The following is a 22,789-nucleotide window of genomic DNA, read 5'->3' as shown; positions in this document are numbered from 1 at the left end:
ACAACCGCTCTTCCAACCATCCCGAAACCCGGCCCACGCCGGGTTTTTTGTTGACCGGGTCCCTGGTATGGGCTATACACTAGAATTCCGTTTTAATTTTAGACCAAGGAGGATCGACCATGGGTCTGATGGACCAAATCAAGGCTAAAGCCCGGAACAACCTGCAAACAATCGTGCTCCCGGAGAGCTATGATGACCGGATGTATGCCGCCGCCCAACAGATCGTGGAACAGGGTTTGGCAAAAGTCGTCATGCTTGGCAATGCCGACGCCATCGCCAGGAAAGCGGCCGATCTCGGCGCCGCCATCTCCGGGGTCGAGCTGATCGATCCGGCCACGTCTCCCAAGCTCAACGAATATGCCGACGCCTTCGCGGAACTCCGCAAGAGCAAGGGACTTACCAAGGATGAGGCCCTGAAGCTCCTTACCGCGTCAGACAACCTCTACTATGCCGGCATGATGGTCCGCCAGGGCGACGCCGGGGGCGAGGTGGCCGGCGCCACCGGCACCACCGGCGACGTGCTTCGGGCAGCCTTTCAGACCGTGGGCCCTGCCATGGGGATCAAAACGGTTTCCTCGTTTTTCTTCATGGTCACCAAAACCCCGTCCTTCGGCGAAAACGGCATCATCTTCTTTGCCGACTGCGCCGTAAACCCCAACCCCGATGCCCAGGCCCTGGCCGACATCGCCGTGGCCACCGCCCGCAACTGCAAGGCCTTCCTCGACGTGGACGCCCGGGTGGCCATGCTCTCCTTCTCCACCAAGGGAAGCGCTTCCCATGCCGACGTGGACAAGGTCCTCAAGGCAATGGAACTGGCCAAAGCCATTGACCCGGCACTTCATATCGACGGCGAGCTCCAGGCCGACGCCGCCCTTCTTCCCAAGGTGGGCGAGCGCAAGGCACCCGGCAGCCCCGTGGCCGGCAAGGCCAACGTCCTCGTCTTCCCGGACCTGGACGCCGGCAATATCGCCTACAAGCTCGTGGAGCGGGTCGCCGGCGCAGAGGCCATAGGCCCCATCATCCAGGGTCTGGCAAAACCGGTGAATGACCTCTCCCGGGGCTGCTCCGTGGACGACATCGTCAACGTGGCCGCCATTACCGCGGTTCAGGCCCAGGGATAAACGAACCACAACCACCTGCACGACAAAAGGCCGCCAGCATCAGCCGGCGGCCTTTTGTTCTCCGAACTCCTCCCTCCTTGCCAAACCCGAACCCTTGAAACCAAAGGTCCACCCTCAGCGCAGAGCACTTTGATTCTGCCTCTTCAGGGCACATTCGATTCAACCGGCTCTCCGGCTTCACGGGATCAGCAAAGACGAAGGCCGCCAGAGATATTCCCGGCGGCCTTCGGTGCGTCATGATCTTTTTGTGGCCGCTACTTCCTCACGAAATCGGGCCGCGCAAACGAATAGTCAAAGTTCATGTGGTCGGTGTAGGTACCATTGAGGATTGCCACCACGTCCTCGGTAAAGACGAGTTCTTCGTCCGTGGGAATGACGAATACCTTGATAGGTGAGTCGTCGGTGGTGATGAGGCTCTCCCGCTTGCGGGTCATGGCCCCCTTGTTCCGCTCACGGTCGAGCTTGATGCCGATTCCCTCAAGCCCTTCGATGGTCTTCTCCCGGATGGGCCACCCCATCTCCCCCACGCCGGCGGTGAAGACCACCGCATCAAGACGGCCGAGCACGGCCATATAGGTGCCGATATATTTTCTCAGGCGGTAGGCCTCGATATCGAGGGCAACCTTGCAACGGTGATCGCCGTTGGCCGCGTTTTCGATCACGTCGCGGCGGTCGGTGAAGCGGCCGGTCACGCCGAGCACCCCGCTCTTCTTGTTGAGGATGCTGTCGATCTCCTTGGCGGAAAGATTTTCCTTCTGCATCATGAACGCGGGGATGGCAGGGTCGATGTCGCCGCAGCGGGTCCCCATGACGGCACCCTCAAGCGGGGTGAGCCCCATGCTCGTATCGACGGAGACACCACCCTTGATGGCACAGTGAGACACCCCGTTGCCGATATGCATGGTGATGATGTTGCTCTCGGAAGGCTTCTTGCCGATAAGAACCGCTGCCCGCTTCGATACGTAGAGATGGGACGTACCGTGGAAGCCGTAGCGGCGCACGCCGTACTTCTCGTACCACTCGTAGGGAAGCGGATAGAGGTAGGCATGCTCGGGCATGGTCTGATGGAACGCCGTATCGAAAATGGCCACATGGGGAACGTGGGGGAGAACCGCCTGAGCAGCCTCGATGCCTGCGATGTTGGGGGGATTGTGCAGGGGGGCCAGATGCTGGACATCCTTGACCGCGTCCAGCACCTTTTCGTCGATGAGCACCGAGCGGGTGAACATTTCCCCCCCGTGGACGACCCGGTGACCGACCGCTGATATCTCGTTGATATCTCCCAGAACGCCCTGCTCGGCATCCACCACGGTCCTGATGATCAGGTCAATGGCCACCTGGTGGTCGGGACACTCGTACTCCTTCCGGTAGGTTTCCCGGCCGGGCACCTCGTGCATGATGAAGGAGTCTCCGATGATGACCCGCTCCACCATGCCCTTGGCAACGACCTCTTTTCTCTCCCAGTCGAATAACTGGTACTTCACCGATGAGCTGCCGCAATTGAGGGCAAGTATGATCATCATTCCTCCTGATTGAGCGAAAATAAAAATTGTTCAACACGAATAAAACAAGCAATTTCAAGATGATTTATGAGAGATGATACAGATGGGGACCGAAAAATAAAACTGTTTTTTACATATACAATACGGAAAAGTTGAATTCAAGTTTTTTTAAGTGGAGGGGGTGGACCGGCAAAACCTTTCCTCTAGACTTTGCAGAAACCCTGTGATATGTTTACGCTGCTTTCAGAAAATATTTTATAAGGAGGTATTCCGTGGCCCACGTTATTTCCGACGACTGCACCAATTGCGGCGCCTGTGTCGATTCTTGTCCGGTCAACGCTATTGCACCGGCCGACGACAAGCACAAGATTGATGCAGATACCTGTATCGATTGCGGCGCTTGCGTCGACACCTGCCCGGTAAGCGCCATCAGCGCAGCCTAACCGACAGGTCGCACCAGCCAATACCGGCATGACGTCCGTCGTGCCGGTATTTTTTTGCCCTGACAATGAAACGGGCCGGCTCCATTGCCGGCCCGTTTCATTGTATTCTCTGCCACCCGAATCCACGCGGCAGGAGGGCCGGTCCCTCTCCCCCGCCTCATGTTTTCAGGCCTCGTTATCGGGCGTAATGCTCACTGAGTCGCAACAGTGGAACCGGTCACCTCCACGGTGAAATCGGTGGCCTCGCCGGGAATCCGGGCCAAAACGATCACAAAGGGAATCCGGTTGCCCGGCTGGACTCCCAGATTCGACAGGGAGTCGCCGAACTGGTTATTCATGGCAGCCTCGATCTTTGCCATGGGGAGCGAGGCTATCTGTTCGTCGCTCAGGCTGTTGCCGCAGTAGGCAACTTTCTGCATCACCGTCTGGCCTCCCGGCCCCACGAGCGCTCCCTTCACCTGGATGGACGCCCGGGGCTTGCGGTAGTTGTTGACGGCTTCACCTCGAATGACGAAAACCTCTCCCACCTCAGCATTGACCAGATATCCCCCTCTGACCTTGTCAAGACCGACCCCCCCCTCCTCCCGCGCTTCGAACCCGAGCCATTCAGCCACAAAACCGATGCCGAGCTTATTGAAGGCGGCAGGACCCTCTTTGAAGAAGTAGAATCCGAATCCGGCAAGGGCAACGATCACCAGGACCGACACCACAATGGCGACAAGGGGAAGCAGGGAACGCCCCTTGCGGCGCGACGAGATGACAAGAGGGGGAGCCTCCTCTTCTCCGAAGGGAACGGACAGGGGGGACGGCGGTGGTGCCGCCTCGGCGGGTTCGGCCACAGGCTGCTCCGGAGCCGTATCGGCTGCCGCCCGGATGCGATCTCGGGACTCGGGCTCCGGTACGGTTTCATCGATGCCCAGATCCAGTTCACCGAAATCGAAAGGCTCGGCTTCTTCCCCGGATTCAGCCCCCTGAGAAACGCCTTCCTTCGCCGCCCCCTCCTCGAAATCAAGGGTAAAGCCCCCCGCGGAACCTCCTTCTCTCTCCCCGGCACCGGTTGCGGCGGCAAAGGCCTCGGGGCTCACCTCGCCAAAGGCGATCTCGTCCCCGAATCCGCCAACGGCAGGCGCAACTAGAGGCCCAGCGGGACGCGGCCGCTCCTCTGCGACGGGCTCGCCGAAATCGAATGCCTCCGGCTCAGAAGCAACTGGCTGCGCCGGATGTTCTTCACTGCCTGCCGCCGGTCCTCCGCCGAAGCCGAACGAAAAATCCTCATCAGCGGCAATGGCTCCTGAAGGAACGTCAAAGGGTGCCGGCAGGCTGTCAGCGGTTGTCTCGACACCAGAGCCTGCGGGAGGAAATGACGGAGCCGGCTCCTGCTGGGGCGCCTGGGGCGGCTCGACCTCTTTCTCTGGCACCGAATCCTCTGCCGCGGCAGTACCGGCAGCGCCCCTGCCCTCACGTGCATCCAGCCCCTGCAGGATCGAGTCGAAATCCGTCTCTTCCGCCGGGGCCTCTTTTTTTATGACGAAAATGTGCCGGCACTTGGAGCAACGGACCTTGATGCCGGCGGCCGTAACTTTGGAGTCGTCAAGCCGGAACTTGCTGCTGCATTGCGCACACTGGATGATCATTGGTCACTCCACGGGGAGAGGTGGGGCAGCGGATAACGGCCGCCTGGCGAAAAACGGCGCCGAGCCGGTCATTTCGGACTTTTCTATAGCAGATAAAGGCACTTAGTGTCAATTCAATATGGCCACCGGCCCATCCTTTATGGTATATCTGTTGGACCGGAAGCCGCCACGGCCCCGGGAAACTTTCAGCAATCGGAGAATACGCATGCGCCACCTGCTCACCCCATTACTGACCATCGTGCTGTTCCTCCAGTGCGCCGCCGCGGCATTTGCCGCCCCCACCCTGTCAGTGGACAAGCCGTTCTTTGATTTCGGGACCATACCGCAAGGGAAAAAGCTCGACCATGTCTTTACGCTGAGGAACAAGGGGGACGCCCCCCTGTCGATCCACAGGACCAAATCGTCCTGCGGCTGTACCGTGGTCAACCTCCCCCGCACAACCATCGAGCCGGGAGGAAACGTCGAGCTTAAGACAACGTTCGACTCGACCACGTTCGGCGGCAAGGTCACCAAGACCATAACCGTCGAAACCAATGACCCGGCAAACCCTAATTACACGCTCACCCTCACGGGCATTGTCAGCGAAATACTGGTTGTGGCGCCCCGTCAACTGAACCTGGGACAGATAAAGGCGGGAACGAGCGGGGTATTCACCGTTACGGTGGACAACAGGGGGGCCCGGCCCGTGAAGATACTCTCCGTCACCACCCCCATGCCCCAGGTGAAAGTGACAGCCGGCAAACAGAGCATCAAGCCCGGCGAGAGCACTCCCATCACCATATCGGTGGCACCGCGGCCGGAAGATCGGTTCCTGAGCGGATTCCTCATCATCAAGACCGACATGCCAGGCAAACCCGAAATCACCGTGCCGGTGTACGGCTCTGTGTCGAAGTAGCGGCGGCCTCCAGGTCTTCCTTGAGATCAAGATAGGCCCGTTCCACGTTCACGTCGAAAAACGTGCGGAAGCCGGGCATGGCATCGTAGCGCGGCAGCCGGAACCGGGCCTTGGCCTCGGCAAGACTCCTGCCTGCTTCGATGTGGCGCAGGACCTCGGTGAGGAACTCCTTGAAGAAGAGCCTGAACCGCCTGAGCCCCGCACGGTCGGACACATCACCCAGGCCGGGGAGCACATGTTTTGCCCCTACCGCCTCCAGGCTCTCCAGGGTGACGACCCAATCCCGCATTTTCCCTTCCCCCATGTACCCCACCACGTCGTTGTAAAAGAGATCCGACGTAAAGAGCACCCCTTCGTTCGGCAGGTAGAGGATGATATCCCCCTCCCGGTGGCCGAACTCGGTACTGTTCAGGACCAGGACCGTTTCCCCCCGGATGAGCGTCAGCCCTTTATCGAAGAAGGTCACATGATTGCGGAGCTGGCGCGACTCACCCCTGAGCGCCTGCCAGGTCTGCCACGAGGTTATGATCTCCACGTTGGCGGGAAAGTCGAAATCCACATGATTGTAACCGGGATGATGGTGAGTAAGGATCACGTAGCGCAGGGGAACGGGGGTGATCTCGGCAATGGCGTCGACCAGCTCGCGGATCCCTTCGGGAATGAAATGGGCCCCCGCCAGGATCACCTGATAGGGGGTAACTACGATCATGGCGTTACTGGCCGCTTTCCCCTCCGGCAGGGCAATGGCCGCGTACACCCCCTCCTCGACCTGCTTTACTTCGTAATGGGCGGCCAGGGCCGGGGTGAAGCCGACAAAGAGGCAGAACACGACAAAAAGGATGACCGGTACGTTCTTCATGGCCCTCGAACCTTGAGATTTTCGACCAGTGTAGCAAATGGTGATGCTGGAACACAACTGCGGCTTGGACTCAGGTGACGGCATCGGGCAAACTTTCCTCTTGAGAATTCATCGATGATGGTGTATCAATAGAAATTCGCGGGCGGTTAGCTCAGTTGGATAGAGCGCAGGCCTCCGAAGCCTGAGGTCGCTGGTTCGAATCCAGTATCGCCCGCCATTTACATGAACTAAGCGTATTCGCTTGCAAAAAACCCCGCCGACATGGAGCTCGGCGGGGTTTTTTCGTTGGCCGTGGTTCCCGGTCAGCGGATAACCACATTCTGGGCCGTGAGAGAACCCCTGCCCACCGTGACAACGCCCTGAAGCGTCGTCAGACCGGGATTGGACGAGAAGGTCGCGTCATACCCTCCCTTGAGGAGCACGGCGATGGAATTTGCCAACGTCAGGTTGCCGGTGAAATCGGTCGCCTGGGCCTCGATGGTGCACGAGGGGACCCCGACGCACGCGGCATAGGCGTCCGCGATTGTTGAATAATAGCTCGTGGTTCCCGTTGTAAGCTTCACGGGCAGTGTTTTCTTGAACGTGGCCGTCACGGCCACGGGCCCGTACTGGCTGACCGTGCAGTCACCGATACCGGCACAGGCACCTGACCAGCCATCAAAAACCCAGCCGGCACTCGGCGTTGCAATAAGGATCACCGGCACTGCACTGAAAATCGCACTGCACCCCGTACCGTCAAGGCAAGAAATGCCTGAGGGCGAACTCGACACCGTCCCCCCCCCCGTGCCGATGACGGTCACACTGAGGCTGATGCCGGGCGTCACAGTGATCTCGGCCGATTTAGGCCCTTCCACACCGTTTTTGAGTGCCGATACGGCAATGTAGTAGGTAACGCCGTTCATCAGGCCGGAAATCACATGGGCCGGGGTGGTGCCGACCTGGTCGGGGGTCGCATAATTTCCCGACGTACTGCCGTGGTAGACCTTGTAACCGGTAATGCCCGGCTCCTGGCTGGCGGTCCAGGAAATGCCTGCCGTGCCGTTGCCCGGCACGCCGGAGAGACCTGTCGGCGCAGCCGGCTTATCCAGGGAGAAGGATGCCGTCACGTTCTTCGCACCATCCATGGTTACCGTGCAGACGGGAGAGGTGCCGGCGCAGGCGCCGCCCCACCCCGTAAAGACGTAGCCGGTTGCAGGAGCGGCGGTGAGGGTCACCGAATCGCCCGTGATGTAGTCGCCTTCTCCCGACAGGTCCACCCAGGTAAAGGCGCCCAGATCATCGGCAACGCTGCCCCCACCCGTGGTCGAAACGCTGAGGGTCTCTTTCCGGCCAAAGATCCGGTGGACGTGGATGTCGGTATCGCCTTCCTCCCTGGTGAAGGTGCTCACCAGGACAATGTTCCCATCGGGTTGGAGCGCTACGCCCTGTCCTTCGTCATCGCCCGAATTGATGGTATAGAACCCGTAGAAATTGTAGATGGTGTTGTCTGTAGTTCCGTCGGCATTGAGTCGGAACACAAGGATATCGGTGTCGGTCGCGTAACCGAAGGACCCCACCACAACGATCTTGCCGTCAGGCTGGATCACCAGTGCTTCGGCCCTGTCGTTATACACGTCGCCGTCCTTGTAATCCCCGACCGGGGCATTGAAACCATTGTCCGGCGTACCGTTCTCATTGAGGCGGAGCACCCAGATATCCGTGTCACCCGCACCCCACTGGTAGGCCCCTACCACCACGATTTTGCCGTCAGGCTGGACGGCTATCCCCAGGCCTTCGTCGTTGCCGGCATCGCCGGCCACGAAGAAATTATTCAATCCGTCATTAAAGTTGTCGAGGGTGCCGTCGGTTTTGAGTCGCTGCACGAAGAGATCGGTTTCGCCGCTCGGGTTCGCATAGGTGCCGACGAGCAGGATCTTCCCGTCCGCCTGGAGCGCGAGTCCATTCCCGAAACTGTTGCCGGGAAGGTTGGGCCGGTAGTAGCCGGTGTTGCCGTTGAAGGCGCTGTCGAGCACTCCGGTCGCCGTAAGACGGATCACCTGGATTTCTTTCGCTCCGCTAACATCCCTGGTGCCGATAATCACGATCCTGCCGTCGGGCTGAACCAGCAGATTTCCGGCCTCGTTGGCGCCGGAGCCCCCCTCCTGGTACTTCCCGCCCGTGCCGAAAGAGGTATCAAGTACGCCGGCAGAATCGTAGCGTCGAACCTCCCAGGCGGTAGTGGCACTCCCCACGCTGCCGAGAACGAGAATTTTGCCGTCGCTCTGCAACGCCACGCCGGCGGCACGGTCAGCCGTGCCCACGTCGATCACGACTGAACCCTGGTTCCCGAAGCCGGTATCCGGCTCACCCTGCGCCGTGAGGCGCCAGAGGACGATGTCGGTGTTGCCCGCCGCCTGCTCCACGGTGCCGACCACCAGCAGCTTGCCGTCCGGCTGCACCGCGATCCCCTTGCCCCGGTCGTTTCCCGTGCCGCCGAAAAGGGCCACCCCCTGGCCGCCGAAAAAGCCGGTATCGATGAGGTCATCATAGACAATCGAAGCGGTATAGGGGGGATCGGGGACCGTCATCCCGTCTTGCAGGAACTGGAGGAATACGTCGTAAAAGGAATAATCAAATGGTTTGGCTAACGTCAAACGCCGTGATGCCGCCACCGGCTCCCAATCTGTTTTGAGAATGCCGTCGATACCGAAACGCATCGCCTGCACGGTTCCCCCGTGCAGGGCGGCATCGATGCCGAGCGTCACCATGGGATAGTTGGTGAACTTCGCGCCGCCGTTGATGGTCAGGACCTGTGCGCCGGCGGCTACCTGCAGCACGAGCACCATGCCGGCAGTTGCCGGCAGGAGACGAGCGCATCGGCCAAGCAACCCTGCAATCCGAATCATCAGTTCAATCATCTTGCCCCTCCGTTTGCTGACACCCAGGGAGACATTTTACCTGTGATCGTTCTAATTTTCCAGACATCATTTCCACAAGCCCGAGGCATCCTCTCGACAGGCTGTTGCCATTGCTGCCCCGCCGTGCTATCTGTCAGGCATGATTCTGCCACGCCCCCTTTACTCCGGCACCCTGATCCGGCGCTACCAGCGGTTCCTGGCCGACGTACGCCTCGACGACGGGACGGTGGTCACCGCCCACTGCCCGAACTCGGGGAGCATGAAAGGATGCAGCCAGCCGGGAAGCGCCGTGTTCCTTTCTCTCAGCGACAATCCGAAGCGGCGCCTCGCCTACACCTGGGAACTGGTCATGGCTGACGGCTACTGGGCGGGGATAAACACGGGCCTCCCCAACCGGCTCGTCCGGGAGGGGATTGAAAACGGCACCGTCGCGGAACTCCTGGGGTATGAGCGCATCCGGCCCGAAGTCCGCTACGGCACCAACAGCCGGGTGGACCTGCTGCTGGAAGGGCCGGGCCGCTGCTGGGTCGAGGTGAAAAACGTGACCCTCGTGGAAGGGGGAACGGCCCTCTTCCCCGACGCCGTGACGGAACGGGGGCAAAAACACCTGCGGGAGTTGATGGAGGTGGTGCGGCAGGGGGACCGGGGAGTGATCTTCTTCGTGGTCCAGCGTGGCGACGGGTCTGCCGTGGCTCCGGCAGACGCCATTGACCCGGTGTACGGCCGGCTTCTGCGGCAGGCCGTGACTGCCGGGGTAGAAGCCCTGGCCTACCGGGCGCTCGTAACGCCGGAGGAAATCCGGCTCACGGAACGGCTGCCGGTGCTTGCCGGGGAATGATCCCTCACCCTCCGGACAGCCTCCGCACCAGGTCGCGGGCCACACGGCCGGCCTCGGCCAGGTTGGCGCGGGCCCTGTCGCTGAACCCTTCCCCGTGGCTGAAATCTTCTCCCGGCACGGTCACGAGCCATGCCGGCGGGGTCCGGCCGTAGAGTTTCCCGGCATAGGCCAGAAGCAGCTCGGGAGCCAGGTGATGTCCCAGGGCACCCTCGCCGGATGAGGCCGTCAAAGGGAGGGCAGCCACCGAACTCATGCCGCCGGCGGCCGGGCAGGCGTCAAAAAAGATGACGCCGGTCACCTCCGGGGCGGCGATCTCCTCGGCCATCTCGGGCAGGAGCTGATGGGCTTCGACGGAACGCACGCTGCCCAGAGGGGAGCCCCCCTCCACCATCGCAGGAAGGACCGCCCCGGCTCCATCGTCGCGCCGCAGGCGATTGCCGTAGCCGATCAGCAGGACCATGACCTGCCCCTCTCGCTATCTTCCCCGTTTCGCCTCATCCAGCACCGTCCCGTCCGGCCCCAGGAGCATCACCCGCAGCGGCATCCTGCCGTAGGCATGGGTGGCGCAGGAAAGACACGGATCATAGGCCCGCACGCCGTGCTCGATCCGGTTGAGAATCCCTTCCGTGAACTCCCCTCCCCTGATGAACTCCGCCGCCACCTGCCGGATGGTCCGGTTCATGGCCAGATTGTTCATGCCGGTGGCGATAAGCAGGTTCACACGGCTGACAATGCCGTCGTCATCCACCTCGTAGTCATGAAAGAGGGTGCCGCGGGGCGCTTCGCAGAAGCCGACGCCGGCCGGCCGGTTCACTCCGGCCTCGCTCCGGACGTGGCGATCCAGGATGTCCGGCTCGTCCAGGAGCATCCCGATCCGCTCCAGGGCGTGGAGGATCTCGATGAGCCGGGCATGGTGGTAGTGGAAACTGCCGGTGACCATGCCGCCGGCGCCGCGCACCTGCCGGAACGCGGCAAGTTCGCGGTCGGCCTCGGGGGTCCCGGCGTGGTCGCAGATGTTCAAACGGGCCAGGGGCCCCACCCGGAACATCCCCTCCCCTTCCCGGTCACCATGGGGCTGGTAGTAGGGGAACGTCATGTAGCTCCAGGGCTCGGCCCGCTCGGTTATGGCCTGGGCGTAGTGCTCCGGGGAAAGCTCATCCACGTGGACGCCTGCCGAATCGGTGAAGCGGAGGGAGCCGTCGTAGTGCTCCAGACCGCCGTCAGATGCCGTCAACCCCGCGAAGAGCGAGGGAAAGTCCCCATACGCGGTTATCTCGGCTTCGTGGCGGGCGTAGATACCGTCAAGCATGCCCAGGGCGCCCCGGACGATGGCGAGCCCCTCGGGCAGAAGCGCGGCGATCCGGTCCCGGCCTTCCGGGGAGAGCGGCTCACGGACTCCGCCCGGCACCGCCCAGGAGGGATGGATGCTCTCTCCGGCCACGGCACTTACGATCTTCTGGCCGATCTGACGGAGACGGATGCCGCCGCGGGCCACCTCCGGGTGGTGCGCCACCAGGCCCCAAAGGTTGCGGCGGGAGGGCTCTTCGTCCATCCCCATGAGAAGATCGGCGGCGGAGAGGTGGAAGAAGCTCAGGGCATGGCTCTGGATGAGAGAGGCCAGATTGGCGATCCGACGCAGGTGGACTGCGACCGGGGGAATCTCCACGCCGAGGATGGCATCGCCGGCACGGGCAGCGGAGATGGAGTGGCTCACGGGGCAGATGCCGCAGATGCGGGCGGTGATGCCGGGCATCTCCCAGATGCTGCGGCCGATGCATATCCGCTCGAACCCGCGGAATTCGGTCACGTGAAACCGGGCATCGGCCACGGCCCCGGCATCGTCGAGCCGGATGGTGATGGTCGCGTGCCCTTCGATGCGGGTGACGGGATCTATGGTTATGGTGCGGGACATGGAGATACCTATCCGAACGTGAGCATGCCGGGGGCCAGGTGTACCGGCTCGCCCCGCAGCAGGCATTCAATGGCTGCCCTGATCCGGTCCGGGCCAGGCGGGCAGCCGGGAATGTAGCCGTCCACCGGGATCACCTGGTGGAGCGGCAGGGCCCGCGGCAGAAGCTGGGGCACTGCCGCGTAATCGAAGGCAGGAGGGGCCTCGCCGCCGCAGCGGAAGGGATCCAGGGTTTCGGTCACCGTGAGATGGTTGCGCATGGCAGTGACGTTGCCGGTGATGGCACAGTCGCCGAAACTGATCACGGTCCGGCTCCGCTGCCGGATGATGCAGGCCATGGCCAGGTTCGCACGGTTGGTTACCGCTCCCTCCACTAGCGCCACATCCACGCCCGTGGGGAATTCCTTGGCATCCACGAACGGCCCGTAGACCAGGTCGGCCACCTGGGACAGCTCCAGGAGATACTCGTCCAGGTCGAGGAAGCTCATGTGGCACCCGGAGCAGCCTCCCAGCCAGGCCGTGGCGAGCCGGAGCCGGCCGCTGCCGATCAGTTCCACTCCTCCGGGCGCACCCCGCATTGTTCCCGCCGACGGCGTCATCCTTCCCACTCCTTTTTCTCCCGCCCTTCCAGCACCCGGGCGAGCATGGTCGGGTCCTTGACCATCTCGCCAACCACCGCCCCCTTAAGGAACAGGGCGCCGGTGGGACAGACCTGGACGCACTTGCCGCAACTGGTGCAGGTGCCACTGTCACGCCAGGGGCGGTTCAGATCGGCAATGATGCGGCTTTTCACTCCACGCCCGGAGATGTCCCAGGTGTGCACCCCTTCGATCTCGTCACAGACCCGGACGCATCTGGTGCAGAGGATGCAGCGACTGTGGTCCAGGCCGAAGCGTTCGTGGGAGAGATCCATGGTCAGCTTGGGCGAAAGGTATTCGTAGCGGACATGGTCGACCCCCAGCTCAGCGGCCACCCGCTGCAGTTCGCAGTGGCCGATGGAGACACAGACGGCGCAGTAGTGGTTGCGCTCGGCGAGCATGAGCTCCACGAGCATCCGCCGGTAGCTCTCCAGCCGCTCGCTCCGGGTCCGCACCACCATCCCCTCGCGCGCCGGCGTGGTGCAGGCGGGGAGGGGCCGGGAGTTGCCCTCCACCTCCACGATGCAGAGCCGGCAGCCGCCTCGCTCGGAGAGCCCTTCCATGTGGCAGAGGGTGGGGAGCGATATGCCGTGTTCCTTGATCACCGTAAGCAGGGTTTCCCCCTCGCGTCCGCTGATCAGTTCGTTGTCAATGGTCAGGGTGATGACCGGCATCAGCGGACCTCCCCCGGGGCGCCGAGGGCGTGCATGAGGGCCTCGCCGTCGGGTCCGGGCTCCTGTTCGACGGCCATGGTGCAGCGGTCCGCCGGACAGCGGCGTTCACGGATGTGGGCCTCGTATTCGTGCCGGAAGTAGCGCAGGGTGCTCACCACCGGATTGGGCGCGGTCTGGCCGAGGCCGCAGAGGCTCGTGGTACCCACCAGATCGCAGAGTTCCTCCAGTCGGCGCAGATCGTCCGGCAGGGCGGTGCCGGAGGTTATGCGCTGCAGCAGACGGTGCATCTCCATGCTCCCCACGCGGCACGGAATGCACTTGCCGCAGCTCTCGTCCCGGCAGAAGTCGAGGAAAAAGGAAGCCACATCGGGCATGCAACTCGTCTCGTCCATGATGATGAGCCCGCCGGAACCCATGATGGTGCCGATCCGCTCCATGCTTTCGTAATCGAGGGGAGTGTCCAGATGCTCGGCAGGGATGCAGCCGCCCGAGGGGCCGCCCGACTGGGCAGCCTTGAAGCGCTTGCCGCCGGGGATGCCGCCGCCGATGTCGAACACCACCTCCCGCAACGTAGTGCCCATGGGGACTTCGATCAGGCCGGCGGTCTCCACTTGGCCGGCCAGGGCATAGACCTTGGTCCCCGGGCTCCGGGCCGCGCCGATGCCGGCATACCAGGCGGCCCCGCGCCCGATTATGGCCGGAACGGTGGCAAGCGTCTCAACGTTGTTGATGAGGGTCGGACACCCCCAGAGCCCCCGCTGGGCCGGATAGGGCGGCCGGTGCCAGGGTTGTCCGCGCCGCCCCATGATGGAGGCCATGAGCGAGGTTTCTTCGCCGCAGACAAAGGCGCCGGCCCCGGTCCGGATGTCGATGCGGAAGCTGAAGTTGCTGCCGAGCACCCGACTTCCCAGGAGTCCCTTGCGCTCGGCGTCGCGGATGGCGGCCTCGAGCCGCCTTCCGGCCAGGTAGTACTCGCCCCGGACGTAGATGTAGCCCTGGTCTGCGCCGACGGCATAGCCGGCAATGGCCATCCCTTCCAGGATGCGGTGGGGGTCCGATTCCATGACGGAGCGGTCCATGTAGGCGCCCGGATCCCCCTCGTCGCCGTTGGCCACCACGTATTTCCGCTCGCCCGGCGCCTTGCGGGCCAGGTTCCACTTGACGCCGGCCGGATAGCCGGCGCCGCCCCGCCCCCGCAGTCCCGAAGCGGATATCTCGCGGCAGACATCCTCGGGGGTCATCTCGTGCAGGGCATGGGCCAGGGCATCGTAGCCCCCCGCTGCCACATACCCTTCGATCCGCTCGGGATCGATGGAGCCGCAGTTGGCCAGGACGATCTTCATCTGGCGGGTAAAGTAGGGATGATCCGGCGGCAGCGGCGAGGCCGTGGGCGGCCGGCGCCCCTTCACCACCGAGTAGAGGATCTGGCGGCCCAGTTCAGGTGTAACGCGCTCGTAGACGGTCTCGGGTTTACCCTGGACAGCCACTTTGACGAGGGGGCCGCGGCTGCACGGCCCCATGCAGCCGGTGCCGGTGGCCTCGATCTCCGCGTCGAGCCGGCTTTCCGCCACTGCCTGGCGCAGTGCGTCCAGCACCGCCAGTGCGCCTGCGGACAGGCATGGGGTGCCGGCACAGACCATGATGCGGCACCGCAGCGCCTCCTGGCGGGCACGCTCTTCCCGGGCCATGGCATGGAGATCGGCGGGATTCATGACTCTTCCCCCTTGCGGCGGCCCGTCCGGGCCGCTTCCTCACGCGCCGGCCCCTTGTCCGTCAGCATGACCCGGACGGCGGTGGCGGCCGAATCAGGGGTACAGCGTCCCATGGTTTCCCCGTCGAGCACCACGATGGGGGCCAGCCCGCAACTGCCGAGGCAGCGGACCGTCGACAGGGTGAGCTTGCCGTCGGCCGTGGTTTTGCCGGCCTTCACGCCGAACTCGTTTTCGAGGCGCGCCACGATCTCGGCCGAGCGTTTAACGTAACAGGCAGTGCCGGTGCAGACCACGCAGGAGTGCTCGCCCCGGGCCTCAAGGGTAAAGAAGTGATAAAAGGTGGCGACGCCGTAGACGCGGCTTGGTGGGACACGGAGTTGCCGGGCCACGTGGTTCATCAGCTCGTCGCTGAGACAACCGAAGGTCTCCTGGGCCACGTGAAGAACCTCCAGGAGAGCATCGGCCCGGTACTGATACTGTTTAAGGGTCCGCTCGACCACCTTGAAGCGCGGATCGGCGGCAAGCCCGTCGGGCGTGCCCTTCCCTGGCGAGTTATCCGTGGGGTTCACGCTGTTCTCCTCTGCCGCAACGGGGCAATGGGCGATGATGATCGCGCATTTTAGCAGACCGTGGAATATGTGTGAAGCCTTATGAGTTCAAAGCTGCGCGCGTGCTCGATCTCTCCGCTCCGGACGAGCAGCCTTTAACCATGGGTACTCACCATGAGAAGACGGCCCCTTTCACTGTTCCGACTCCGCAGCAACCAGTTCCGCCCGCACCCGCCCGAGGGAGATGGCCGTTTCCATCCTCACGGGAACCCTGTATGCGTCGTCGGTGACCCAGATCATTATGTCGCCGGTTCTCCTGAAGATACCGGCGGTCTTCAGAAGCGGATGGACAACCAGCGTATCAACGGTCCGTCCCCCCGGCAGCGTTACCCCCTCCCGCCGCAGCACCTCGACGGTGGTGGGAGCGTACTCGTTGCTGTCGAACAGGTGGAGCACCACCGGCTGCCCCACCTCAAGCCGCTTGTTTCTGAGAAAATAGAACCCCGAGACGATATCGGTCACATCCTCCCGCGGCAGGAGATGGGTGGCGTACCGGTTCCGCAAGCGGTCGGCCCAGAAGGCCTTTTTCTCGCGCATCATCAGGGTAAAGCCGCTGTCCCCCGTGAAGGCTCCCTCCCGCTGTCTGATTCTGGTGATCAGGTAATTGCCGGCAACGAGCCGGGTTTCTATCACATCGTCCACCGGGTATACCGCCGAGATGACCGGATACGACCTGACGCGCGTGGTGATGGTGACTTCCTCGCGCTCCCGTTCCCGAACCGCCTCAATCATTGCCTCGCCCACGGGGATGCCGAGCATGGTGATCCGGTAGGTGAGCTTCTCCCGGCCCGCCGCGAGAAACTCATCCGCCTTGCGCAACGGCGGCATGACCTCCGGGTGCGGCGACCGGGCGGCAGGGTCTGCCTCAGCCACGACCTCCGTAGATGCGGCGGGCACGGGGGCAGCTACCGCCACTGCCTCCGGCGGCAGCGGCTCAGTGGCCGGCGTGGCTTCGCGGACGACTGGTAGGGCGGTCGGCTGGTCCGCGCGCTCCGGAGCAGCAACGACGCTCCGCTCGCCAGGCCGTTCCTGTTCCCCTGCGCCGACACTCTCACGCGACGACTGCCCTTCAGGGAGGGACGGAACAGACGTCTCCGGATCCCGGAGCGAAATGCTGACGGCTGCCATGGGCAGAACCGGTGCACCCAGGTCGAGAATGCCGCCGCTCGTGAGAACGCACAGCCCCGCCACGTGCACCAGTCCGGAGAGCACGACAAACACAGCGAATCGATATGATGTAACCGGCAAATCCATGTATGGTCCGAAGCGCAGAGGGGGGGCACCGAAGCGCCCCCTCTGCGCCGCATCTATAAATCCTGTCGGCAACCGGGCATCCCTGCCCCGCATGCCGACGTCACGCCTCGCTGACCGGCCGTCAATCGCACGTCATCCTCGACGCAGTCCTGCCCTGCCCGATGCCATGAAGCCCGGCGCGATCCGGCGCAACTCCGCTGACTCGACCGTTACTTAGTATCCCTTCCCCTTGCCTTTTCCTTTGGCTTTTTCCCTGCCGTGATGATGATCATCATGCGACGCGTGGGACGGCTTTCCGGTAAGGGCAAAGTCACCCCGCTTGAGGGCATGGAACTCGGTGGAGCCGGGCTTGATGCCGAGACGCTTGGCAATCACCCCCCATCCCTTGCCCTGATTGGCCTGATAGCTCTGGAGCACCGTTTCGTACGGCTTGTGGGTCATCTGCCCCAATTGGTAGACCATAAAGGCGTCCGCAGGCTCCCGGACAGACCCCAGCACGACGCTTACCTGTGCGCCGGGCACGCCGAACTGGGTGCTCAGTCTGCCGGCAAAGCCGGTCGGATCGGCCCTCGCCTCAACATTGAGGTTGCCCAGGAAACCGTCGAGACCGCCGGCGGCCACTGCCGCCGAACAGATGAAGATCATCGCAAATAGTACTGCAAGGAATCGTTGCATGGCGTATTTTCTCCTTTTCAGGTCGCTCCGGCAAGATACTTTTTCCGGATCGCGACGGGATTGCAGGCGCCACCGCTATCCACCGGCACGTGTGCTCGCGTATCATCGGAAGTGCACATAGCCAGGTAAAAGGCAAGGCCGGCCCCAAGAGAGAGACCGGCCTTGCGATTGTGCATCGGATGACGCGCCGGAACGCCGCGTCCGCGATTACGGACGGGTCGTACCGAGGTAGGCCTTGGCGGCCGTTGCCGTGGCGCTGTCCAGTCGAGTCGCCGTTACCTGGGCATCGATCGCGGCAGCGACGTCGTTGTTCAGCACGCCGTCATAGATGAAGTCGATGGAATCCCAGATCAGCCGCTTGCTGTAGAACCGGTTGTGGGCATACCCGCCCGGATCGTGGATCAGCAGGTTGGCGTTGAATGCCGCGCCCATGACATCTTTCCAGAGGGCAAGCCCGTACACGCCGGCCCAGTTGGTGAAGGCGTTAGAGGAAACAATCTCCCCAGGATCGGCAATGCCGTTGGAATTCGTATCTATGTAGAAATACGGATGGGCGTTGAAGAAGAGGATACCCTTGCCGGCCAGGGCCGCTTTGAGGGCTTCAAGGGATGCCACGTACTCTTCTTCCTCGGCGGTCAGGCCTTCGGGGGTGAGCGCAAAGGTGCCGGAATGGCAGGTGGCGCAGGCGGTGCTGGTGATGGCGGTGACGGCGCCCGCGCTGTCCTTGGTTACCGGCAGGAAGGAGTGCGAATTCGGGGTGCTCATGTGGCAGCCGGCGCAGGGGCCGTTGGAGCCGGTGCCGGGGGCAGCGGCTGTGCCGATCTTGTCATGGGCGAAGAAGGCCGGATTGGCGTAGCTGCGGGTTGCGTACTCGTAGCCGGTTTTGCCGAAAAGCTGGCCGCCGGCTGCTAGGTAATGGGAGTTCACGAAGCCAAGAACACCGTCAGCATCAGTAATGGTCTTGATGTTTTCACCGATTTGGCGGCCGAGGTGGCAGGTCATGCAGACGTTGGAACCGGCTATATCCGGATAAGACACGGTCACAGATGTACCTGTAGTTCCAGTGCCAGCATTGTTAACACCTGCGTAGTTTTCTGTGATGGCACCCGGCTTACGCAACTCGCCGGTGCCGGCGTTGGTGTGGCAGCCCCAGCAGTAGAGCAGCTCGTTCTGCTTGGAGCCGTTGGTGGCGTTCCAGCCCTGCAGGTGCGAGAAGTTGTTGCCGGAGCCGTCCGCTTTGTAGGTGGCCGGATCGCTCATGAAGTTGGCTGCGCCGGTGGCGGTGTGGCAGCGCTGGCAGGAACCGCGGCTGCTCGCATCCCAGTTGTAGTGGGTCCAGGCGACGGCGGTGGCGTCGTCCACATAGGCGTTCAAGGCGGCGGTGACGGCTGCGGTGCCGCTCTTGCCGGCGACTGCGGCGTACTTGGCGGTCAGCAGGCCGCCGCCGTGGCCAGACTGGGCCCAGTCGGTATGGATCGTCGGACCGCGGGACGCTTCGTTTCTGGTGTTGGTCTTCGATTCGTGACCGTGGCAGTCGAAGCAGGGGTTGGCGCTGGTGCGACGGAGGACGTAACCTTCAACCTTGGTGTTGGTGCCACTGGCGCCGGCACCGGCCTGGGGGCCGGTCGAATAGTTGTCGAAGTGGGTCGTGGCAAGAACTCCGTACCACCTGGCGCTGGTGGCGGCATGCAGGCTGACTCCCGTTGCAACGCCGTTGAGGGGATTACCGCCGGCCAGGAGTTGCGTGCCGTTGTAGTTGTACAGGGTGTGGCAACTGGTGCACAGGTCGAACTGGTCAATCCGGCGGTTGTTGTTGGGGTCCCAGTTCACAAGGTTGCCTGACCCGTCGATTGCCTTGATGGTGCGCAGGCCGCCGCCGTGCTCGTGGCAGGTGGCGCAGGAAATCTGGGTGTAGTTGGACGCCAGGGGCACCCTGTTTATGTAGTCCACATTCGTAATGGTGGCGTTGTCGCCGGTCAGGCCATAGATGTTGGACAGGACCGCACCTTCGTGGGAGTGGCAGCGCTTGCAGTTCGCACTGTCCCGGACAGACTGGGTGTTGTGCCGCGACCCGGCGAATGCGGTGTTCGAGTTGGTGGCCACGGCAGTGGTGCCGTCGTGGCAGTCGGCGCAACGGTTGGCGTCGGGATGGGCGAACGGAATCGGACCTACGCCGTTATGCTGGGCACCGCCGCCGTGACAGCTTTCGCAGCCCAGGTCTGCCCTGTTGTGGGGGGAGCTCTTCTGATATTGCGTAATGATGCTCTCGCCGGTCAGTGCTTCGGTTACGGCGCTGTGACACTGGACGCAGGCGGTGTCGCCCACGGTTGCCACGCCGCCGGGGCCGGTTCCGATCGAACCCTCCTTGTTTTCGGAGCCGCAGCCGGCAAGCGCCGCTGCGAACAACGAAGCCGCAAGCACAGCAGAATACCTTGTTGCTTTTCTACTCATGCCATTTCCTCCTTGTGGTGTGTGGTGCTCTCAATTAGTACGTGCCCGGCAGGTGGCACTTGGTGCACGTTCTGCTGCCGGCCCGGTCTTTGTAGTTGTTCTTGATGCTGTTCCAACCCCTGGGGTGCGGGTTCGTCTTCCCGCTGGAGTGGCACTGGATGCACACATCCCCTTCAGGGTGACAGGTCTGGCACGACTGCAGGTTGCGGCGTGCTTCGATGGCGTGCTCGCCCAGCCCGGGGCTGTACTTCTGACCGTTCGGTCCCAGCATCAGGTGTGACTTGATCCGCAGGGACCCCTTCGGGTACCGGGCGTGGCACTCGTTGCAGTAAGACTGGTCGTGGCAACGCGTGCAGCTCTGAGGGTTGTCCAGGGCCTTGGTCGGGTGAATGCTCAGGAAGTTGCTCCGGTGGCTCTTCGGTACGTAGTCCCTCATGAAGGTCCGCGTCGACAGGTTGGCTTCGATCCCGCCCCCCTGGTGACAGTCGAGGCAGAATTGCTGGACGTGGCAGTCGGCGCAGTTCTTTCCCGCACGGCTGGCAACTACCCGGTGACCACGAACCCAGTCGGCGTCATGGTTGGGGGCGATGCCTTCACCCTTGTGGCATGCGTTGCATTCGCCGATGGGGGTGGTGGCGTACTCCTTGTGCGACATCTTGTCGGCCAGTGCCATCTGGACCGTAAAGGCCGACACCGTCAGGAGCAAGAGTGCGATAAACCATTTCTTCACGGATTCCCCCCCTTTCTAGAAGTCGTAGTCAAAGACGAAACGACCTTGTACGTCGTTGTCATAGGCGGCGTTGACGTTGTTTTCGACGCGCAGGGACGCCGACATGTTCTTTGCCAGCCGGTATTTGCAGCCGCCCCAGTACAGGCGCGCTATTTCGTCGTCGGACATCACGTCGCGCTGGTAGGTGTCGTAGGCGATGCCGCCGGACAGTTGCAGGTTCTTGGTCACGTCATAGTACGCATCGGCAATGAAGCCGTGGGTCTTGCCGTTGTAGCCCTGGTTGTTGTCGTACTCGAAGTTGAGCTGCAGGGGCTCTACCGGACGCACGCTCAGCCCTGCCTGGTAGATGTTGCCGTTGGCGCCCCCTTCGAACCACTGGCGGGTGTAGCCGCCGTGCACCGCGATCTGGTCGGTGATGGTGTAGTCGGCCCGGAATACGGCTTCCTGGTACCGGTCTACCGCGAACACGGAGTAGATCGAGGTGGCGTCGAATACCGGGTAGCTCTGGTACCATTCTCCCGTCAGAATCAGGTTCGAGGTGGGGTAGTACTTGGCTCCGGCCAACACTTCGCTGAAGGTCTCGGATATCACGTCGTAACGCGTGTTGCCGTAAACCCGCAGGTTGTTGAACAGGTACTGCTTGAAGCTGGCACCCAAGGTGTCACGGGCGATGTTCCAGTCGTCCCATTTGCGGAACCAGCTTACTTCCAGGTCCGTTGACTTGAACCCGTTCAGGTAGGCCGATACCCCCAGGGCAAGGTCGCCGCCATGGCCGTTTTCCTCATCCAGGGAGAAAATAACGTTCCGGCCCCCGAAGACCGTCAGCCCGACAGGGCCGGCGTTGTTCAGGTCTACCTGGCCGCCGTCGATGATGGCCGTGCCTGCAGAAAGGTTGACGAACTGACGGCCCAGGCGGATGTCCAGTTTGTCGAACAGTCCCCGGTACTCGCCGTACAGGTAGTAGAGCCTGCTGTTGAACCCTTCTCCGTTGTTCAGGTCCTGCGTCATCCGACCGTAGCCGAACAAAGAGGCCTTGCCCGCCTTGTCCAGGTTCGTGACCGACAGCCGCAGGTACTCACCCAGTTCTACCTGTCTCTGGTCGGTGAAGTAGTTGTTGAACCAGAGCAACTGGGTCGAGCTCCTGCCGTGGATCTCTGCGGACCAGGCCGTGGACGCGGTCAGCACGGAACCGAGCAGGAGCAGTCGAGTGAACCCTTTGATTCCCATTAAGTGGACCTCCTTTCTCCATTCTATCTGCAACTCGAAGCTTTGTTCCGGCAGGATCACGGCGGCTGCTGGCGTCACCTCCTTCGGCCGTCTCCTGTCCCTATCACAACCGTTGATCACTTTTGGCGCGTCTGATCAGCGCGGTTACGATGCCCTGGCATAGTCCGTACGGCCGATACCGCCCGTGCCGTGGACGAACATCCGTACGAATTCCCGCACGGCCTTCTCTCGGTCCGTGGGCCGGTACTGCTTGCGCAGCAGTACCTCTTCGATATTGAAAAAACAGTAGAACATGGCGTGAAAAACCCGCGCACCAAGCTCCGGGTCGAAGCTGCCGATGGAGCCCGTCTTCTGCAGCTCACGGAAGTAGGACGCGATCACTTCGAACAGCTCGTCCAAAAACGTGTGGTAGATGCCCAGCAGTTTCTCCGGCGAACGCTGCACCTCGGCGTGCATGATCCGCAGCCAGTCCTTCAACTGAACCAGAGTGTCCAGAAGGATCTCTGCCATGGCGGTCAGCGCCTCTTCGTAGGGCATGGCGAGCGCTTTGGGTACGAATGCGCGCAGCGACGGCAACATGGAGTAACGGGTGATCGCTTCTTCGAGAAGCTTTACTTTGGAGGGAAAATGGCGGAACAGCGTCACCTCCGCGATGCCCGCCTGACGGGCGATCTCGCGGGTCGTGGCGCCCAGGTACCCCCTGGTCGAAAACAGACCAAGGG

At 62.5% G+C, this 22,789-nt stretch carries 20 protein-coding genes and 1 tRNA gene; 5 read left to right on the top strand and 16 right to left on the bottom strand.

Annotated features, from left to right (window positions below; translation table 11 throughout):
• Positions 1–119 precede the first annotated feature (119 nt).
• Entirely contained in the window at positions 120–1,121 is a 1,002-nt protein-coding gene (gene pta, locus AC6CDK_RS12445) for a phosphate acetyltransferase (RefSeq protein ID WP_039643225.1), read from the top strand.
• A gap of 254 nt (positions 1,122–1,375) precedes the next feature.
• On the opposite strand, the gene AC6CDK_RS12440 is transcribed toward pta, so the two are convergent.
• A complete protein-coding gene (locus AC6CDK_RS12440; RefSeq protein WP_039643223.1) occupies positions 1,376–2,641 on the bottom strand; it encodes an acetate kinase in 1,266 nt (421 codons plus the stop codon).
• Between the two features lie 254 nt (positions 2,642–2,895).
• Between AC6CDK_RS12440 and fdxA the strand changes: the two genes are divergently transcribed.
• Positions 2,896–3,066, top strand: coding sequence for a 4Fe-4S ferredoxin (gene fdxA / locus AC6CDK_RS12435; RefSeq protein ID WP_052269372.1), 171 nt, complete (start codon positions 2,896–2,898; stop codon positions 3,064–3,066).
• A 191-nt stretch (positions 3,067–3,257) separates the two neighbouring features.
• Here fdxA and AC6CDK_RS12430 read toward each other — a convergent pair whose 3' ends face one another.
• Positions 3,258–4,700 (bottom strand): DUF3426 domain-containing protein, encoded by a 1,443-nt coding sequence (locus AC6CDK_RS12430; protein ID WP_039643221.1) that lies wholly within the window; start codon positions 4,698–4,700, stop codon positions 3,258–3,260.
• Between the two features lie 205 nt (positions 4,701–4,905).
• On the opposite strand from AC6CDK_RS12430, the gene AC6CDK_RS12425 reads away from it, so the two are divergent.
• Positions 4,906–5,595 (top strand): DUF1573 domain-containing protein, encoded by a 690-nt coding sequence (locus AC6CDK_RS12425; RefSeq protein WP_192905462.1) that lies wholly within the window; start codon positions 4,906–4,908, stop codon positions 5,593–5,595.
• Here the strand turns inward: AC6CDK_RS12425 and AC6CDK_RS12420 are convergent.
• A complete protein-coding gene (locus AC6CDK_RS12420) occupies positions 5,561–6,454 on the bottom strand; it encodes an MBL fold metallo-hydrolase (RefSeq protein WP_192905461.1) in 894 nt (297 codons plus the stop codon). The genes AC6CDK_RS12425 and AC6CDK_RS12420 overlap by 35 nt on opposite strands.
• Positions 6,455–6,594: 140 nt before the next feature.
• On the opposite strand from AC6CDK_RS12420, the gene AC6CDK_RS12415 reads away from it, so the two are divergent.
• Positions 6,595–6,671, top strand: a tRNA-Arg gene (locus AC6CDK_RS12415).
• An 85-nt stretch (positions 6,672–6,756) separates the two neighbouring features.
• On the opposite strand, the gene AC6CDK_RS12410 is transcribed toward AC6CDK_RS12415, so the two are convergent.
• Positions 6,757–9,351: an InlB B-repeat-containing protein gene (locus AC6CDK_RS12410; protein ID WP_192905460.1), complete on the bottom strand. Its 2,595-nt coding sequence runs from the start codon at positions 9,349–9,351 to the stop codon at positions 6,757–6,759.
• A 139-nt stretch (positions 9,352–9,490) separates the two neighbouring features.
• Here AC6CDK_RS12410 and sfsA point away from each other — a divergent pair, with 139 nt between their 5' ends.
• Positions 9,491–10,189, top strand: a complete 699-nt coding sequence (sfsA, locus tag AC6CDK_RS12405; protein ID WP_039643213.1) for a DNA/RNA nuclease SfsA — start codon at positions 9,491–9,493, stop codon at positions 10,187–10,189.
• Between the two features lie 4 nt (positions 10,190–10,193).
• Here the strand turns inward: sfsA and AC6CDK_RS12400 are convergent, their stop codons facing one another.
• From AC6CDK_RS12400 to AC6CDK_RS12345, 12 genes are all read right to left on the bottom strand, one after another.
• On the bottom strand, positions 10,194–10,649 hold the full coding sequence (locus AC6CDK_RS12400) for a hydrogenase (RefSeq protein ID WP_039643211.1): 456 nt from the start codon (positions 10,647–10,649) through the stop codon (positions 10,194–10,196).
• Positions 10,650–10,664: 15 nt separating this feature from the next.
• The gene (locus AC6CDK_RS12395; RefSeq protein WP_039643209.1) at positions 10,665–12,101 is read right to left on the bottom strand and encodes a Ni/Fe hydrogenase subunit alpha; all 1,437 of its coding nucleotides are present in this window, start codon (positions 12,099–12,101) and stop codon (positions 10,665–10,667) included.
• 8 nt (positions 12,102–12,109) lie between these two features.
• Positions 12,110–12,697, bottom strand: coding sequence for an NADH-quinone oxidoreductase subunit B family protein (locus AC6CDK_RS12390; RefSeq protein ID WP_226048352.1), 588 nt, complete (start codon positions 12,695–12,697; stop codon positions 12,110–12,112).
• Positions 12,694–13,410, bottom strand: a complete 717-nt coding sequence (gene hoxU / locus AC6CDK_RS12385) for a bidirectional hydrogenase complex protein HoxU (protein ID WP_192905459.1) — start codon at positions 13,408–13,410, stop codon at positions 12,694–12,696. The genes AC6CDK_RS12390 and hoxU overlap by 4 nt, the downstream gene beginning before the upstream one ends.
• Positions 13,410–15,122 (bottom strand): NuoF family protein, encoded by a 1,713-nt coding sequence (locus AC6CDK_RS12380; protein ID WP_192905458.1) that lies wholly within the window; start codon positions 15,120–15,122, stop codon positions 13,410–13,412. The genes hoxU and AC6CDK_RS12380 overlap by 1 nt, the downstream gene beginning before the upstream one ends.
• Positions 15,119–15,691, bottom strand: a complete 573-nt coding sequence (gene hoxE / locus AC6CDK_RS12375) for a bidirectional hydrogenase complex protein HoxE (protein ID WP_192905457.1) — start codon at positions 15,689–15,691, stop codon at positions 15,119–15,121. Before hoxE ends, AC6CDK_RS12380 begins: the two co-directional genes overlap by 4 nt.
• A 171-nt stretch (positions 15,692–15,862) precedes the next feature.
• Positions 15,863–16,942, bottom strand: a complete 1,080-nt coding sequence (locus AC6CDK_RS12370) for a DUF3108 domain-containing protein (protein ID WP_318842686.1) — start codon at positions 16,940–16,942, stop codon at positions 15,863–15,865.
• 255 nt (positions 16,943–17,197) lie between these two features.
• Complete coding sequence (locus AC6CDK_RS12365) at positions 17,198–17,659, bottom strand: hypothetical protein (RefSeq protein ID WP_039643200.1); 462 nt, start codon at positions 17,657–17,659, stop codon at positions 17,198–17,200.
• A 207-nt stretch (positions 17,660–17,866) separates the two neighbouring features.
• Positions 17,867–20,110, bottom strand: a complete 2,244-nt coding sequence (omcB, locus tag AC6CDK_RS12360; protein WP_192905455.1) for a C-type polyheme cytochrome OmcB — start codon at positions 20,108–20,110, stop codon at positions 17,867–17,869.
• A 34-nt stretch (positions 20,111–20,144) separates the two neighbouring features.
• Complete coding sequence (locus tag AC6CDK_RS12355; RefSeq protein ID WP_192905454.1) at positions 20,145–20,840, bottom strand: cytochrome C; 696 nt, start codon at positions 20,838–20,840, stop codon at positions 20,145–20,147.
• Positions 20,841–20,855: 15 nt separating this feature from the next.
• Positions 20,856–22,067: a porin family protein gene (locus AC6CDK_RS12350; protein WP_039643192.1), complete on the bottom strand. Its 1,212-nt coding sequence runs from the start codon at positions 22,065–22,067 to the stop codon at positions 20,856–20,858.
• 144 nt (positions 22,068–22,211) lie between these two features.
• Positions 22,212–22,789: TetR/AcrR family transcriptional regulator (locus AC6CDK_RS12345; RefSeq protein WP_496639852.1), on the bottom strand; the 578-nt coding region annotated here is incomplete at its 5' end.

Source organism: Geobacter sp. PheSNFMC, assembly GCF_059620965.1.
This window is presented reverse-complemented; position numbering and strand designations above follow the sequence as displayed.